General features: G+C 73.6%; 11 protein-coding genes. 8 read left to right on the top strand and 3 right to left on the bottom strand.

Annotated features, from left to right (window positions below):
* Both ACGF1Z_RS13330 and metG read left to right on the top strand, forming a co-directional pair.
* The gene (locus tag ACGF1Z_RS13330; protein ID WP_393003190.1) at positions 1-1,092 is read left to right on the top strand and encodes a pyridine nucleotide-disulfide oxidoreductase; all 1,092 of its coding nucleotides are present in this window, start codon (positions 1-3) and stop codon (positions 1,090-1,092) included.
* A 367-nt stretch (positions 1,093-1,459) separates the two neighbouring features.
* Positions 1,460-3,184 (top strand): methionine--tRNA ligase, encoded by a 1,725-nt coding sequence (metG, locus tag ACGF1Z_RS13325; RefSeq protein ID WP_393003188.1) that lies wholly within the window; start codon positions 1,460-1,462, stop codon positions 3,182-3,184.
* Between the two features lie 189 nt (positions 3,185-3,373).
* On the opposite strand, the gene meaB is transcribed toward metG, so the two are convergent.
* From meaB to ACGF1Z_RS13310, 3 genes are read right to left on the bottom strand one after another with little or no spacing between them, the layout of a single operon-like run.
* Positions 3,374-4,360: a methylmalonyl Co-A mutase-associated GTPase MeaB gene (gene meaB, locus ACGF1Z_RS13320; protein ID WP_393003186.1), complete on the bottom strand. Its 987-nt coding sequence runs from the start codon at positions 4,358-4,360 to the stop codon at positions 3,374-3,376.
* A gap of 4 nt (positions 4,361-4,364) precedes the next feature.
* On the bottom strand, positions 4,365-6,539 hold the full coding sequence (gene scpA / locus ACGF1Z_RS13315; protein ID WP_393003184.1) for a methylmalonyl-CoA mutase: 2,175 nt from the start codon (positions 6,537-6,539) through the stop codon (positions 4,365-4,367).
* A complete protein-coding gene (locus ACGF1Z_RS13310) occupies positions 6,539-8,353 on the bottom strand; it encodes a methylmalonyl-CoA mutase family protein (RefSeq protein WP_393003182.1) in 1,815 nt (604 codons plus the stop codon). Before ACGF1Z_RS13310 ends, scpA begins: the two co-directional genes overlap by 1 nt.
* A 347-nt stretch (positions 8,354-8,700) precedes the next feature.
* Between ACGF1Z_RS13310 and ACGF1Z_RS13305 the strand changes: the two genes are divergently transcribed.
* From ACGF1Z_RS13305 to ACGF1Z_RS13280, 6 genes are all read left to right on the top strand, one after another.
* On the top strand, positions 8,701-9,510 hold the full coding sequence (locus ACGF1Z_RS13305; protein ID WP_393003180.1) for a DUF4239 domain-containing protein: 810 nt from the start codon (positions 8,701-8,703) through the stop codon (positions 9,508-9,510).
* A 109-nt stretch (positions 9,511-9,619) separates the two neighbouring features.
* Positions 9,620-10,894 (top strand): hypothetical protein, encoded by a 1,275-nt coding sequence (locus ACGF1Z_RS13300; RefSeq protein ID WP_393003178.1) that lies wholly within the window; start codon positions 9,620-9,622, stop codon positions 10,892-10,894.
* A gap of 34 nt (positions 10,895-10,928) precedes the next feature.
* Entirely contained in the window at positions 10,929-11,381 is a 453-nt protein-coding gene (locus tag ACGF1Z_RS13295; RefSeq protein ID WP_393003176.1) for a hypothetical protein, read from the top strand.
* A 100-nt stretch (positions 11,382-11,481) separates the two neighbouring features.
* Entirely contained in the window at positions 11,482-12,408 is a 927-nt protein-coding gene (locus tag ACGF1Z_RS13290; RefSeq protein WP_393003174.1) for an oxygenase MpaB family protein, read from the top strand.
* A complete protein-coding gene (locus ACGF1Z_RS13285; protein ID WP_393003172.1) occupies positions 12,384-14,531 on the top strand; it encodes a tetratricopeptide repeat protein in 2,148 nt (715 codons plus the stop codon). Before ACGF1Z_RS13290 ends, ACGF1Z_RS13285 begins: the two co-directional genes overlap by 25 nt.
* 153 nt (positions 14,532-14,684) lie before the next feature.
* Entirely contained in the window at positions 14,685-16,235 is a 1,551-nt protein-coding gene (locus tag ACGF1Z_RS13280) for a phytoene desaturase family protein (RefSeq protein WP_393003170.1), read from the top strand.
* Positions 16,236-16,286: the final 51 nt, after the last annotated feature.

The raw sequence follows: 16,286 nt of genomic DNA, 5'->3' as shown, positions 1-16,286 counted from the left end.
ATGCCAGCCACCCCGTTCCACACCGACCTGCTCGTCGTCGGCGGCGGCCCGGCCGGCTGCGCCGCCGCCCGCATGGCCGCCAGCGTCGGCATGCGCTCGATCCTGATCGAGCCGGACACCCTGTGCCGCAACCTCTACCGCATCCCCGCTCTGAACAACGTGCTCGGCGGATACACGAGCGGCCCCGAGTTCGCCGACGCCGTCACCGCGGAACTCACGAGCACCGGCCTCTGCCGCATCGAACTCGGCCGCCGCGTCACCGATCTGCGTGTCACCGACGGGCCCGTCCCCGGACCGGGCGCCGAAGCAGCCCTCGCGCCCGACCCCCATGCCCCCGACCCCCACGCGGCCGACTCCCATGCCCCCGACCCTCATGCCCCCGACCCTCATGCCTCCTCTCCCCACGCGGCCGACTGCCACGCCCCCGTCTCTCCCGCTCCCGCCTCATCCGCACCCGACGGCCACGTCACCGTCACCCTCGACACCGGCGCGTGCCTCACCGCCCCGTACGCCGTCGTCGCCACCGGCGTCGGCCCCCTCCAGCCCGGGGACGTCCCCTGGATCGACGCCCCGACCGCCCTCACCCTCCCCCCGCTCTGGCAGGCCGACGCGGCCGAGGCCGAGGGCCGCACCCTCCTCGTCCTGGGCGGCGACCGCCCCATCGGCACCTTCCTGCGTGCCCACCCGACCGTCGCGACCCGGCTGCTCGTCGCCCACCCGGCCGCCGACGCCTACAAGACCGAGGAGGTGCGCGACGACCCACGTGTCACGCTGCTCCCGGTGGAGCGCCTGGTGCTGCGGCGCGAGCAGGGGGCGTCGGCCGTGACCGCGGAAACGGTGGGACCGCGCGGCGAACGCCGTTCCGTCAGCGCGGACGCCGCGTACCTCAGCATCGGCAACGCGCCGACGGCACCGGCCGGCGACCTGGTCCGGGGCGCGGACGGTTACTGCCCGCCGGGTGCCCAGCATCCCCGTGTCATCGTGGCCGGAGACCTGCGGTCCGCCCGCTTCCAGCGCATCATGACCGCTCTCGGTTCCGGCAGCGAGGCCGCGCTGCAGGCGTATTACGCGGCCAGGGACCTGCCCGCCTGACCCCCGGCCACCCCTCCGGGCTCCGTCGCGCCGCCCGGCCGCCCCTCCCGGCCCCGCGGTCACCGCACCCTCCCGGCCTCCGCGGTCACCTCACCCGGCCACCCCGCCCCGCCGCCGCGAGCAGGCCACCGTGCCGCCCCACCGTGCCCTCCGGCACCGCCGCCGCCTCGGCACCGCGCGCCCGCTCCACCGGGTGAAATCCCCGTGAGGCGTGCGGCCGGCCTTCGATACGATGCCGAAGGCCCGCAACACCCTCCGTCACCTGCGGTGACGTCGCGACCGGAGGTCGCGCGGTTGCGGCCTCCCGACCTGGGGACCGCCGGGGCACGCGCATCGGCGCCGTACGCACGAAATGGAGCATCCGAGGATGGCTCGACACCTGGTAACCAGCGCGCTTCCCTACATCAACGGGATCAAGCACCTGGGCAACATGGTCGGGTCGATGCTTCCGGCGGACGTGTACTCCCGCTACCTCCGTCAGCGTGGTCACGAGGTGCTCTACATCTGCGCCACCGACGAGCACGGCACCCCGGCCGAGTTGGCCGCCAAGGCGGCAGGGCTCTCGGTCGCCGAGTTCTGCGCGCGGGCGCACGACGCGCAGAAGGCCGTATACGACGGCTTCGAGCTCGCCTTCGACCACTTCGGGCGCAGCTCCTCGCCGCAGAACGTGGAGATCACGCAGCACTTCGCGCGGAGGCTGAACGAGAACGGGTTCATCGAGGAGAGGGCGATCCGGCAGGTGTATTCGCCGGTCGACGGGCGCTTCCTGCCCGACCGCTATGTCGAGGGCACCTGCCCGTACTGCGGCTACGACAAGGCCCGCGGCGACCAGTGCGAGAACTGCACCCGCGTGCTCGACCCGACCGACCTGATCGACCCGCGCTCCGCGATCAGCGGCTCCACGGATCTGGAGGTCCGCGAGACCAAGCACCTCTTCCTGCTGCAGTCCAAGCTGCAGCACGAGGTCGAGGAGTGGATCGCGGCCGTCAGCGAGGAGTGGCCGCACCTGTCGACCTCCATCGCCCGCAAGTGGCTCACCGAGGGGCTCAACGACCGCTCCATCACCCGTGACCTGGACTGGGGAGTGCCCGTCCCGGCCGACACCTGGCCGGAGCTCGCCGCCGAGGGCAAGGTCTTCTACGTCTGGTTCGACGCCCCGATCGCGTACATCGCCGCGACGAAGGAGTGGGCGGACGCGGCTCCCGAAGGCGAGGCCCGCGACTGGAGGTCGTGGTGGTACGAGGCCGACGAGACCGTCCGGTACACGCAGTTCATGGCCAAGGACAACGTCCCCTTCCACACGGTGATGTTCCCGGCCACCGAGCTCGGCGTGCGTGAGCCGTGGAAGAAGGTCGATCTCGTCAAGGGCTTCAACTGGCTCACCTACTACGGCGGCAAGTTCTCCACCTCCCAGAAGCGCGGCGTCTTCACCGACGCTGCCCTCGAGGTCCTCCCCGGCGACTACTGGCGCTACTTCCTCATCGCCAACGCTCCCGAGTCCGACGACTCCTCGTTCACCTGGGAGCACTTCACCGCCACGGTGAACAAGGACCTCGCCGACACCCTCGGCAACTTCGTCAACCGCGTCCTGTCCTTCTCCCGCAAGCGGTTCGGCGACGAGGTCCCGGCCGGCCACCCGGCCGGCGAGGCCGAGGCGCGGCTCGGCCGGGAGATCGCGCGCCTCCTGGGCGAGTACGAGGAGCATATGGAGGCCCTGCAGTTCCGCAAGGCCGCCGCCGCCCTGCGTGCGCTGTGGTCCGCGGGCAACTCCTACCTGGAGGAGAAGGCCCCCTGGCTGGAGATCAAGACGGACGCCGAGGGCGCCGCACTGACGCTGCGCACCGCGATGAACCTCATCCACCTGTACGCCGTCGTCTCCGAGCCGTTCATCCCCACCACGGCCGCCGCCCTGCGCGGTGCCTTCGCGCTGCCGGACGACACGGCGACCTGGGTGACGCCCGAGCAGGCCGCGGCCCTGGACGCCGTCCCGGCCGGCACGGCCTTCACGGTGCCGCCGGTGCTCTTCGCGAAGATCACGGAGGAGGACCTGGAGGCCTTCCGCGTGCGCTTCGGCGACGGCGCGAACGTCTGACAGGCCCGGCAGGGCGCACCCGCCCCGGTCGTGCCTGTCGGGCCCGGCCGGGTGCACCCGCCCCGGTCGTGCCTGTCGGCCCCGGCCGGGTGCACCCGCCCCGGACGCCCCCGACGCGCCTCGCCGGGCGCATCCGGGCCCTGGCGCACAGACATGCGGGTCCCCGTGCCGTACGGGGACCCGCATGGTTCAGTCCTGCCGGCTCTCGAAGGCGGCGAGAATGCGCTCCGCCGCCAGCGTCGCCGTCAGCTCCCCGTCCCTGACCTGACGCTCGACCTCCGGGGTGAGCGCCCGGACGGCCGGGTCGGAGTGGAGCCGGCCGAGGAGCGTGTCGCGCACCATCGTCCAGGCCCAGTCGACCTGCTGGTCCCGGCGCCGTGCGGCGAGCCGCCCGGTCGCGTCCAGGAGCGAGCGGTGCTTCTCCAGGCGCTCCCAGACCTCGTCGAGGCCGGTCGACTCGCGGGCGCTGCAACTGAGGACCGGCGGGGTCCACACCGCCTCCCGGCCGTGCATCAGCCGCAGCGCGCCCGCGAGTTCACGGGCGGCGGCGCGCGCGTCGGTCGCGTGCGGGCCGTCCGCCTTGTTGACCGCCACGACGTCCGCGAGTTCCAGCACGCCCTTCTTGATGCCCTGGAGCTGGTCGCCGGTGCGCGCGAGGGTGAGCAGCAGGAAGCTGTCGACCATGTTGGCGACGGCCGTCTCCGACTGCCCGACGCCGACCGTCTCCACGAGGATCACGTCGTATCCGGCGGCCTCCATCACCACCATCGACTCGCGGGTCGCCTTGGCGACGCCGCCGAGCGTGCCCGCGCTGGGGGAGGGGCGGACGAACGCCGCCGGGTCCACCGCGAGCCGCTCCATCCGCGTCTTGTCGCCCAGGATCGAACCGCCCGTGCGCGTCGAGGAAGGGTCGACGGCGAGCACCGCCACCCGGTACCCGAGGCCGGTGAGCATCGTGCCGAAGGCGTCGATGAAGGTGGACTTGCCCACGCCGGGAACCCCGCTGATCCCGATCCGCCGGGCCCGGCCGCTGTGCGGCAGCAGCCGGGTCAGCAGTTCCTGGGCCAGCGCCCGGTGGGCGGGCCGGGTGGACTCGACGAGGGTGATCGCGCGCGCCACGAGCGCGCGCTTCCCGTCCCGTACACCCTTCTCGTAGCTGTCGATGTCGATCGCCATGGGGTCAGAGATCGTGCCCCAGGCCGGCCGACAGTCGCCGCACCAGATCCGCCGCCGCGTCCGGGATCACCGTGCCCGGCGGGAAGACGGCCGCGGCGCCCATCTCCAGGAGCGTGGGCACGTCCTGGGGCGGGATGACCCCGCCGACCACGATCATGATGTCCTCACGGCCCTCCGCCGCCAGCTCGTCCCGCAGCGCCGGGACGAGCGTGAGGTGACCGGCCGCGAGGGAGGAGACACCCACGATGTGGACGTCCGCCTCGACGGCCTGCCGGGCCACCTCGGCCGGGGTCTGGAAGAGCGGGCCGACGTCGACGTCGAAGCCCAGGTCGGCGAAGGCGGTCGCGATCACCTTCTGGCCGCGGTCGTGGCCGTCCTGGCCCATCTTGGCGACCAGGATGCGGGGACGCCGGCCCTCGGCCTCCTCGAAGGAGTCGACGAGCGCGCGGGTGCTGTCGACGGACGGGGACTCGCCTGCTTCGTTGCGGTACACGCCGGAGATCGTACGGATCTGGCCCGCGTGCCGTCCGTAGACCTTCTCCAGGGCGTCCGAGATCTCGCCGACCGTCGCCTTCGCGCGGGCCGCGCGGACGGCCAGTTCGAGCAGGTTGCCCTCGCCGCCGGCGGCCCGGGTGAGGTCGTCGAGCGCGTCCCGGCAGGCCCGCTCGTCGCGCTCCTCGCGCAGCCGCCGCAGCTTGTCGATCTGCTGGGCGCGCACCGAGGAGTTGTCGACCTTCAGGACCTCGATCTGCTCGTCGCCGTCGACGCGGTACTTGTTCACGCCGATGACCGGCTGCCGGCCCGAGTCGATCCGCGCCTGGGTACGGGCCGCGGCCTCCTCGACGCGCAGCTTGGGGATGCCCGCGTCGATGGCCTGCGCCATGCCGCCGGCCGCCTCGACCTCCTGGATGTGCTGCCAGGCCCGGCGCGCCAGGTCGTAGGTGAGACGCTCCACGTAGGCGCTGCCGCCCCACGGGTCGATGACCCGGGTGGTGCCCGACTCCTGCTGGATGAGGAGCTGGGTGTTGCGCGCGATGCGGGCCGAGAAGTCGGTCGGCAGGGCCAGCGCCTCGTCGAGCGCGTTGGTGTGCAGCGACTGGGTGTGCCCCTGCGTGGCGGCCATGGCCTCGACGCAGGTGCGGGTGACGTTGTTGAAGACGTCCTGGGCGGTCAGGGACCAGCCCGAAGTCTGCGAATGGGTGCGCAGCGAGAGGGACTTGGCGTTCTTCGGGTCGAACTCCCGGACCAGCTTCGCCCAGAGCAGGCGGGCCGCACGCAGCTTGGCGACCTCCATGAAGAAGTTCATGCCGATCGCCCAGAAGAACGACAGGCGCGGCGCGAAGGCGTCCACGTCCAGACCGGCCTCCCGGCCCGCCCGGATGTACTCGACGCCGTCCGCCAGCGTGTACGCCAGCTCCAGGTCGGCCGTCGCACCGGCCTCCTGGATGTGGTAGCCGGAGATGGAGATGGAGTTGTAGCGCGGCATGTGCTGCGAGGTGAAGGCGAAGATGTCGGAGATGATCCGCATCGACGGCTTCGGCGGGTAGATGTAGGTGTTGCGGACCATGAACTCCTTGAGGATGTCGTTCTGGATGGTCCCCGTGAGCTTCTCGGCCGGCACCCCCTGCTCCTCGGCCGCGACGATGTAGAGCGCGAGGACGGGCAGCACCGCGCCGTTCATGGTCATCGACACCGACATCCTGTCCAGCGGGATGCCGTCGAAGAGCTGCCGCATGTCGTAGATCGAGTCGATGGCGACGCCCGCCATGCCGACGTCGCCGGTGACGCGCGGGTGGTCGCTGTCGTACCCGCGGTGGGTCGGCAGGTCGAAGGCGACCGAGAGGCCCTTCTGGCCCGCGGCCAGGTTGCGCCGGTAGAAGGCGTTCGACTCCTCGGCCGTGGAGAAGCCCGCGTACTGGCGGATCGTCCAGGGCTGGTTGACGTACATCGTCGGGTACGGGCCGCGCAGGTACGGCGCCATGCCCGGGTACGTCCCGAGGAAGTCGACTTCCGTCAGGTCACGGCCGGTGTACAGCGGCTTGACCGCGATGCCCTCCGGTGTCTCCCACAGCAGGTCGTCCCCGCCGGCGGCGCCCTTGAGGGCGGCGCGCCACTCGTCGGCGCTGCCCGCCGGGTTCGGGGCTCCCAGGTCGATCCCGGTGAAGTCGGGGATTCCCATCAGGACACTCCCATGCGGTCGAGGGTGGCGGAGAGGACGGCGACGGCGTCGCACCCCGCGAAGACGTGACTGTCGACACCGGCGTACGTGCCCCGGCCGGCCAGGGACACATGGCCGGCTCCGGCCTCGCGCAGCGCGGCGGCGGTGGACTCGGCCTGCTCCTCGTAGAGCGCGTCGCTGGAGCAGAGGCAGGCCTCGGTGGCCCCGCTGTCCTCGAACGAGCCCTCGGTGACGGGCTCGATGCCGCCGGCCTGGAACAGGTTGGACGCGAAGGTGAGCCGGGCCGTGTGCGCGGCGGCGGGCCCGAGGGCCGCGAGGTACACGCGCGGCCGGGCGCCGGTCGCCGCCAGGTGGGCGTCGGAGCGGGCCCGCAGCGTCTCGAACGCCTCGTCGCGCCGTACGCGGGGCAGCCCGCCTTCCGGCGCCGCGGGTGCCGGCTCGCGCACCACCGGCTTCTCCGCGAGGTGGGGGAACTCGCTCACGCCCGTGACCGGTTCACGGCGCTTGGCGAGGTTCGCGGAGCGCTCGGCCCAGGTGGCGGCGAGCCGCTCCCGCAGCAGGTCCGAGCGGAGTGCGGCCGCCTGGCCGCCCGCCTGCTCGATCTCCTGGAAGAACTGCCAGGCGGCCTGCGCGAGTTCGTCGGTCAGCGTCTCCACGTACCAGGAGCCGCCGGCCGGGTCGATGACCCGGGACAGGTGCGACTCCTCGATGAGGATCGTCGACGTGTTGCGGGCGATCCGGCGCGCGAAGGCGTCCGGCAGGCCGAGCGCGTGGTCGAAGGGGTGCACGGTGACCGACTCGGCGCCGCCGACGCCGGCCGCCAGGGTGGCGATGGTCGTGCGCAGCATGTTCACCCACGGGTCGCGGCCCGTCATCATCACCGGCGACGTCACCGCGTGCTGGAGCTGGGCGCCGGCCGCCGGGGCGCCACAGGCCTCCGCGATCCGCGCCCAGAGCCGCCGGGCGGCCCGGAACTTGGCGATGGTCAGGAACTGGTCGGCGGTCGCCGCGTAGCGGAACTCCAGCTGCCCCAGGGCCTGTTCGACCGTGAGGCCGCCGTGGGTGAGCGCGCGCAGATAGGCGACGCCGGTCGCGAGCGAGGCGCCCAGCTCCTGCGCGGCCGAACCGCCGGCCCCGTGGTAGGGCAGCGCGTCCACGGTGAGGGCGCGCAGCCCCGGGTAGGCCTCGGCGCACAGCCGGGCGAGGGCGACCGTGGCGGGGAAGCCGTCGCCGTCGTACGCCTCGCCGGTGCGCGCCTCCGTGCCGAGCGGGTCGGCGCCGAGGTTGCCGCGGACCGCCTCGGGGGCGACACCGCGACGGGTGAGGACGTCGAGGAGTTCGGTGGCCGCGGCCGCGGTCTCGGCGCCGGCCTCCAGGACGACCGGGGCCAGGTCGAGGTACACGCCCTGGAGGGTCCGGTCGAGCTCGGCGACCGGAATGCCGTCCGGGCCCACGGTGAGCCACAGCGACGTGACGCCGTTCTCGAGGTCGGTGAGCACCGCCTCCGGGTCGGCCGTCACATGCCGCTGGCGCACGTCCCAGCCGCCCGCCGTGTTGCCCTCGGGCCGGCCGGACCGGACGAACGGGGCGAAACCGGGAAGGCCGGGATCGGGTGCGCCGTCGGCGGACGTGTAGAGAGGACGGGCGCGCAGGCCGTCCTCCAGCGCGGTGGAGAGCGCGTCCTCGGCCTCGGTGTCAGGGATGTCCTTGCCCGACCTGCTCAGCACGCCCGCCACGAGGCGCTGCCACTGTGCATGGGTCGCTGCGGAGAACTCGGCGGCCAGGGAAAGGCCGTCGTCAGGCAGCACAGTCATGCCCGGATGCTAGGCCAGATGCACAACGGAGCAGCAGGGTGATCAGCTGTGACCTTGACCTCCCCGGATCGGCCTTGATCAGGCAACACCTTCCGTGCTGGATCCGGTCTCGGCGCGCGGAACGCCGTCCGCGGCGGGCCCGCACCGGGCCGGGGAACACCGTCCGCCGCCGGCCACCGGCCCCCTCCCGGCGGTTCCCTCGGACCGGTGGTCTCGCACGGAACGGCGGTCACGCCCGAACAGCGAGGCAACCGCGGGACCCCCGCTCCACACGGGCGGGTGATCAAGCCCCTCCCAGGGCGTCCGGACAGCCGGCGGCGGGGGGCCAATCCCTAGTATTCCGGCATATGTTGCTCTGGCTGCTCAACAACGTCAGCACCCTCACGCTCACCGTCGTCACCGTCGGCGGAACGGTCCTCCTGGCCGTCCTCGGCAGTGTGCTCTTCCGCCGCAGGTACCCGTCGCTGGCCGAGGGCGAACACAACGAGATGGTCGGGGTGACCCTGGGGATGTTCGGCGCGATCTACGGAATCATCCTGGCCTTCGTCATCGTCACCCTCTGGACGCAGCTGGACAGCACGCAGACCATCGTCGCCACCGAGGCCACCGACGCCGCGCTCATCGCCCGCGACGCCGCCGCCTTCCCGCCGCCGGTCCGCGCCCGCGTCGACGAGGCGCTCAGCGGCTACGTCCACACCGTGGTCGAGGACCAGTGGCCCCGGATGCGCGCCGGAGCCCCCAGCTACGCGTCCACCGGCGGCAAGCTGCAGGCCCTCTACGACGCGCTGCAGAGCTACGAGCCGAAGAGCGCCCGCGAAGAGGTCTTCTACGAGTCGGCCGTCGGCCACCTCAACGACGTCGCCGGCCAGCGCAGGGCGCGCCTGACCATGGCCGAGCAGCAACTGCCCCCGCTCCTGCAGGCCCTGGCCTTCGGCGGCGCGCTCGTCCTGATTCCGCTCACCTTCCTCTACGGCATGCGCAGGATGCGGATCCAGCTGCTCTTCGTCTCCTCGGTCGCCGCCCTCATCGGCTTCAGCCTGCTGCTCGTGTTCGTTCTCGACCGCCCCTTCGCCGGGGATCTCAGCGTGAGCCCGGCGCCTTACAAGGAGGGGGCACTCGCCCGGTACTGGACCGGCTCGGACGGCGTGCCGCGATAGCGGAGGGCCGCGGTCCGCCCGCCGCGGACCCGGTGGGGCGCGCGCGTTTGGCAGACTGGCGCGGTTCGATCATGAGCTTCGTCACCGACCCGTCTGAGGAGCCGCGCCGTTGAGCGTCACCATCGAAGGACAGATAGACATCGCGGGCCCGGTGGGCAAACTGCTCCACCGGCGTCCGCTCCACCACAGCACCGTCATGCAGGGCTTCGGGATCGACCCGGTGTCCGGTGACGTCTTCGTCCTGCAGATCATGCAGGGCGACGTCCGGCTGCCCGACGAGCCGGCCGCCGTCGACTACGCGACCCGCAAGACCAACGGCGACCTGTGCCTCACCCGGCTCGACCCGGCCGGCGCGATCACCGGGCACATGTTCCTGCGCGGATTCGGACACGGCGTCAGCCTGGGCGTGGAGAACCGCGACGGGACGATCTGGCTCTGGACCGAGACCGCGTCCTCGCCCAACAGCAAGAACGAGGGTTACGGCACCGCCGTGACCAGCTTCCCGTTCAGGACCGGGACGACCGTGGACCACGGCTCCTCGGCGCACACCCCGCCCTACCGGCCCGACCCGGCGTGCCGCGGCATCACCCCCACGATCGACCGCAGCAGCGGCGAGCTGGTGGTCCGTTTCAACCTCGGCGGCGTGATGACCTTCGAGCGGTACGACCTGGCGAAGGCGGCGGCCGGGGTCTGGGAGCCGCTCCAGCGGCTCACCCCGAACGTGCCCGCCGACGGCGTCGACTTCCAGGGGTACGCCTCCCACGACGGTGTGCTCTACACGCTGAAGGGCCAGAGCCTCGACGCCGCCCCGCTGCCCGGCAACACCCACATCGCCGCCTTCGAGTGGGCTACCGGCGCCCTGCTCGACCACCGGCACGTCACGGCCGGCCCCGGCCTGGAGTGGCGCGAGGCGGAGGGCATGGCCGTGTCCGTCCGCGACGGTGTCCCGCACCTGCACTTCGGCTTCGCCTGCGAGGATCCGGGCCCGCGGACCTGCACGATCATGTCGCTCTCCGCGGCGCCGGAGACCGACGGCGTGAAGGTGCTCACGGACTGGCAGCCGATCACCCTCGCCGCCGGGGTGAGCGCCGATCAGGACGCTCCCCGTGCCCGGCTGATCAGCCTGGCCGGCACCACCACACTGCAGCTGAGCGGCGGGGTCCGGGGGCCCTTCAGCGCCGACACCGTCCTCGGCACCCTGCCCGACTCCCTCACCCCGAGCGTCGTCGCCCGCGCTTCCGTGCCCCGTGACAACGCGCTCGGCGGCCCCGCCGTCGCCCGCGTCGAGGTCGGCGCCGACCGCACGGTCCGGCTCTACGGCGGACGCACCGGCAACCCCGTCGCCTGGGCGCAGCTCGACAACGTCAGCGCCGTCTGGCGCTGACCCCCACCCCTCGGTCCCAAGGAGCTCACCACCCATGTCGCAGAACCGCCGCAGCGTCCTCGGCGCGGCCCTCGCCCTGCCCGCCGCCCTCACCGTCGGCGGCCTCGCCGCCACCCCGGCCGCCGCCGCGCCCGGCGCGGTCGACGCCGGCGCCTGGACGCCGCTCGTCCTGGAGCCCGGCATCACCCCGAACGCCGCCGCCGCCCCCGAGGTCCGGCTCGTCACCATCGCCGGCACCGTCTTCCTCCAGGCCCGCGGCCTGGTCACCTGCAACCTCACCGGCGACGCCAGGATCGGCCGGCTGCCGGACGGCTTCGCCCTGCCGACCGGATACGTGCGGGCCGCCGTGCCGCGCAACAACAGCCAGGGCATCAACGCCTGCCGTCTGGAGATCAACCCGGCAGGCTCGGTGAGCGTCTTCGGCGGCAACACCGGCAACGCGATCACCTGGGTCCAGTTCGACTCCGTCCAGACGATCTGGCGCTGAACCGTCGACGCCGGGCCGGGCCGGCCCCGGGAGGGTCCGTCGCACGCTGAGTCGCTCCCGGTTCTGGCCCGGTCCGGCGGACACGCCCTAGCCTGAACCCATGCGGTCGGAAGCGACGGAGCACGACGCCGACCCGGGGCTCTTCGGCCCCGGGTCCGTGACCTGGCAGCTGCACGGCGACCCCGTGATGTGGATCGGCGGCGTGCGCGCCCTGTACCTCCAGGCGCTGCATCCGGTCGCCGTCCGCGGAGTCATGATCAACAGCGACTTCCGCCGGGACCCCTGGGGCCGGCTCATGCGGACGGCGAGCTTCGTCGGCACGCTCAGCTACGGCACCACCGAGGCGGCCGAGGCGGCCGGCGCCCGGGTGCGCAAGATCCACCGGCTCCTCGGCGTGGACGACCCGGAGCTCCTGCTCTGGGTGCACTGCGCCGAGATCGACTCGTACCTGCACGTCGTCCGCCGCTCCGGCATCCCGCTCACGGACGCCCAGGCCGACCGGTACGTCGACGAACAGCGCACCTCCGCCCGGCTGGTGGGCCTCGACCCCGACGAGGTGCCCGCCACCACCGCCGCGCTCGCCCGCTACTTCGAGGAGATCCGCCCCGAGCTGGCCGGCGGCGCCGACGCGCTCGCCGTGGACGCGTTCCTGCGCAGACCGCCGGTCGCCCCGGCGCTGCGCCCCGCGCGCGAGGTGATCTGGCGGCGCGTGGCCGCCCTCACGTACGACACCCTGCCCCCGTACGCCCACGAGCTGTACGGCCGGCCCGCACCGCCGCCCGAACGCGTCACGCAGCGGCTCACCACCCTGGCCGGTCTGCTCCGCCGCGTGCCCGACCGGCTCCGCTGGCGGCTGCCCCCGCGGCACATCCTGCGCGCGATGGACCGGCTCGGCCCGGACACCCGCCCCGTGCCGTACAGTCTGCGGACCGCGGCCGCCATACTGGACGGGCCGGGGAAGGAGCGGCACGACAACGGGGCAAACGGGGGCGACGGCACGCGATGGCGGAAACGGACACCAGGCTGATCCAGGGCCGGTACCGGCTGCAGGAGGTGATCGGCCGCGGCGGCATGGGCGAGGTGTGGCGGGCGACCGACGAGTCGCTCGGCCGGCGCGTCGCCGTCAAGTGCCTGCGGCCGCTCGGCCAGCAGCGCAGCCCGGACAACCTCGCCATCCTGCGCGAGCGCTTCCGGCGCGAGGCGCGGGTCGCCGCCGCGCTCCAGCACCGCGGCATCACCGTCGTGCACGACTTCGGCGAGTCCGACAGCGTGCTGTTCCTCGTCATGGAGCTCCTCGACGGGCGCAATCTGAGCCAGCTCCTCGGCGACAACCGCAGGCAGCCGCTCCCCGTCGCCCAGGTCGTCGACATCGCCGAGCAGGTCGCCGACGCCCTCGCCTACACACACCGCCAAGGTGTGGTGCACCGCGACCTCAAGCCCGCGAACATCGTGCGGCTCACCGACGGCACCGTGAAGATCTGCGACTTCGGGATAGCACGTCTCGGCGCCGACATCGGCTTCACCTCCCGCCTCACCGGCACCGGCATCGCCATGGGCACCCCGCACTACATGAGCCCCGAGCAGATCGGCGGCGGCGAGATCGACCACCGCAGCGACCTGTACTCCCTGGGCTGCGTGCTCTACGAGCTGGCCACCGGCGTCCCGCCCTTCGACATGGACGACACCTGGGCCATCCTCATCGGCCACCGCGACACCCGGCCCGCACCGCTCCGCAGCCACCGCGCCGACCTCCCGGACTACCTCGACCTCATCGTCCTGGACCTGCTCGCCAAGACGCCCGAGGGCCGGCCCTCCGACGCGGCCGAGCTCCGCGACCGCCTCACCACCGGCCGGGTCGGCGTGAGCGGCGCCTGGACGATCCCGCCGCCGGTACCGGCCGCGCTTCCCGCGCTGCCGGCCTGGGCGCGGGACATCGGCACCGGCCGCCCCGCCACCCGGACCCCCGCCGGGCGGGACACCGGGGCCTACGACCCGGCCACCGCCCTCACCGGCACGTGGACCCGCGCCACCCGCCCCGCCGACCCGGCCCAGGCCCCCACGACGGCGGCCGAGCTCACCGCCGTGCTCGCCGGGCGGCACCGGGCGGGCCTCGGCCTCGGCCGGCTCGGCCGCTGGGAGGAGGCCGCCGAGCTGCTCGGCACGGTCGTCCGGGACCGTACCCACGTCCTCGGACCCGACCACCCCGACACCCTCGCCAGCGGCTACGAACTCGCCTTCGCCCTGACCCGCCTGGGCCGCCCCGCCGAGGCCCTGCGCCACTTCGACGCGGTCGCCGAGGGGCGGGCCCGGACCCTGGGCCCCGACCACCCGGACACCCTCGCCGCCCGGCAGGAGACCGCCTACGTCCTGGGCGGCCTCGGCCGCCACACCGAAGCCCACGCGGTCTACGAGACCGTCCTCGCCGCCCGCGAACGCACCATGGGACCCGAGCACCCGGACACCCTGCGCTGCCGCCACAACCTGGCCTTCACCCTCGGCCGGATCGGCCGCGTCCCGGAGGCGTACGCCACGGCGCGCGAGGTGGCCGACGCCCGGGCGCGGCTGCTCGGCGGCAACCACCCCGATACCCTGGCCACCCGCCACGAGGTCGGCCACGCGCTCGGCCGGCTCGGCCGCTGGCCGGCCGCTCTCGACCAGTACCGCGAGGTCGCCGAGGCACGTCGCACCGTCCTCGGCCCGGACCACCCCGACACCCTCGCCGCGCGCTACGAGACCGGGATCTGTCTGGGCCGCCTCGGGCGCGCCGAGGAGGCCGCCGCCCTCTACCGCGAGCTCGTGGCCGCCCGCACCAGGACCTCGGGCCCGGAGGACCCGGAGACCCTGCGCGCCCGCCACGGCCTCGGCGTGAACCTGGGGAGGCTCGGGCGTTGGGAGGAGGCCCTCACGGAGGCGCGCGCGGTCGGCGCCGCCCGCTCGCGGGCGCTCGGCGCCGACCACGCCGACACCCTGGCCAGCCGCCGCGAGACGGCCATCGCCCTGGGCTGGCTGGGCCGCTGGCCGGAGGCCCTCGCGGAGTACCGCCGGATCACCGAGTCCCGCACCCGGCTGCTCGGCACCGACCACCCCGACACCCGTGCGGCCCGCGCCGACGAGACCCACTGCCGGGAACGCCTTGCGGCGGACGCCTAGGAAGGGGCGTTCGGAAGGGCCCGGACCGCGGCGTCCGGCCCGCCGGGGCGGCGCGCCGGCCAGGCCACCGCGGACGCCGTGTCCGGGCCGTTTTGCACAACGCCCGCACGCACGGCACCTGGTGGGAGCGTCCGCGAGGTGTTAGCAAGAGACATGACCGCACCCCAGAGCGCGTACGACGCCGTCATCGTCGGCGGCGGACACAACGGCCTCGTCGCCGCCGCCTACCTGGCCCGGGCCGGACGCCGGGTCCTCGTCCTGGAACGGCTCGACCACACCGGCGGAGCCGCCGTCTCCACCCGGCCGTTCGCCGGCGTCGACGTCCGGCTCTCCCGCTACTCGTACCTCGTCTCGCTCCTCCCGGAGAAGATCGTCCGAGACCTCGGCCTGCGCTTCGCCGTGCGGAAACGGTCCGTCTCCTCGTACACCCCCTACGGCGACTCCGGACTGCTCGTCGGCGGCGGCGCGGACCGCACCCGCGCCTCCTTCGCCGCACTCACCGGCTCCGACCGCGAGTACGAGGCCTGGGAGGCCTTCTACGGGCGTACGGCCCGGGCGGCGAGCCGGATCTTCCCCACGCTCACCGAGCCGCTGCCGACCCGGGACGCGCTCCGCGACCGGGTGGACGACGCGGAGACCTGGGACCTGCTCTTCGAGCAGCCTCTCGGGGTCGCCGTCGAGAAGCACTTCGCCAGCGACCTGGTCCGTGGGGTCGTCCTCACCGACGCCCTCATCGGCACCTTCGCGGACGCCCACGACCCCTCGCTGCTCCAGAACCGCTGCTTCCTCTACCACGTCATCGGCGGCGGCACCGGGGACTGGGACGTGCCCGTGGGCGGCATGGGCGCCCTCACCGACGCGCTCGCCGCCGCGGCCCGGGACGCCGGAGCCACGATCCTCACCGGCCACGAGGCCGTCCGGATCGAGACCGACGGCACCCGTGCCGAGGTCGCCTACCGGACCGCCGACGGCGAGGGCGTCGTCGGGGCGGAGCACGTGCTCGTCAACGCCTCCCCGCAGGCCCTGGCCGAGCTGCTCGGCGAGCCTGCCCCGCCGCCGGCGGAGGGAGCCCAGCTCAAGGTCAACATGGTGCTCACCCGCCTGCCACGGCTGCGCGACCGCGCGGTCGACCCGCACGAGGCCTTCTCCGGCACCTTCCACATCGCCGAGGGATACGGCGAGCTGGCCACCGCCTACGCCGAGGCCGCGGCGGGCCGGCTGCCCACCGCCCCGCCCTCCGAGATCTACTGCCACACGCTCACCGACCCGAGCATCCTCGGCCCCGAGGCCGCCGCCCGCGGCTACCAGACCCTCACCCTCTTCGGCCTGCACGCCCCCGCCCGGCTCTTCGCGGCCGACCCCGACGGCGCCCGCGACGCGCTCCTGAAGGCCACCCTCGACCAGCTCGACGCCCGGCTCGACGAGCCGATCGCCGAATGCCTGGCCCGCGACGCCGACGGGCGGCCCTGCATCGAGGCGAAGACCCCGCTCGACCTCGAACGGGAGCTGCGGCTGCCAGGCGGCCACATCTTCCACCGCGACCTCTCCTTCCCCTTCGGCGACGGCCCGGGAGACCGGTGGGGCGTCGGGACCGCGCACCCCAACGTGCTGCTGTGCGGCGCGGGCGCCGTACGGGGCGGCGGGGTGAGCGGCGTACCCGGCCACAATGCGGCCATGTCGGTACTCGACGGCACCGCAGGTTGACGCCGACGGCTCTCCCGCCAGGGGCGTGAAGCTGATCTGCGAGCGCGCTTA

The organism is Streptomyces sp. NPDC048018 (assembly GCF_043202995.1).
Taxonomy (GTDB): Bacteria; Actinomycetota; Actinomycetes; order Streptomycetales; family Streptomycetaceae; genus Streptomyces.
The sequence above is the reverse complement of the archived record's forward strand: the minus strand, read 5'-3'. Positions and strand labels throughout refer to the sequence as shown.

Coding starts and splice junctions, on each gene's coding strand:
- ACGF1Z_RS13330 (WP_393003190.1), top strand. CDS start 1: ATGCCAGCCACCCCGTTCCACACCGACCTGCTCGTCGTCGGCGGCGGC.
- metG (WP_393003188.1), top strand. CDS start 1,460: ATGGCTCGACACCTGGTAACCAGCGCGCTTCCCTACATCAACGGGATC.
- meaB (WP_393003186.1), bottom strand. CDS start 4,360: ATGGCGATCGACATCGACAGCTACGAGAAGGGTGTACGGGACGGGAAG.
- scpA (WP_393003184.1), bottom strand. CDS start 6,539: ATGGGAATCCCCGACTTCACCGGGATCGACCTGGGAGCCCCGAACCCG.
- ACGF1Z_RS13310 (WP_393003182.1), bottom strand. CDS start 8,353: ATGACTGTGCTGCCTGACGACGGCCTTTCCCTGGCCGCCGAGTTCTCC.
- ACGF1Z_RS13305 (WP_393003180.1), top strand. CDS start 8,701: ATGTTGCTCTGGCTGCTCAACAACGTCAGCACCCTCACGCTCACCGTC.
- ACGF1Z_RS13295 (WP_393003176.1), top strand. CDS start 10,929: ATGTCGCAGAACCGCCGCAGCGTCCTCGGCGCGGCCCTCGCCCTGCCC.
- ACGF1Z_RS13290 (WP_393003174.1), top strand. CDS start 11,482: ATGCGGTCGGAAGCGACGGAGCACGACGCCGACCCGGGGCTCTTCGGC.
- ACGF1Z_RS13285 (WP_393003172.1), top strand. CDS start 12,384: ATGGCGGAAACGGACACCAGGCTGATCCAGGGCCGGTACCGGCTGCAG.
- ACGF1Z_RS13280 (WP_393003170.1), top strand. CDS start 14,685: ATGACCGCACCCCAGAGCGCGTACGACGCCGTCATCGTCGGCGGCGGA.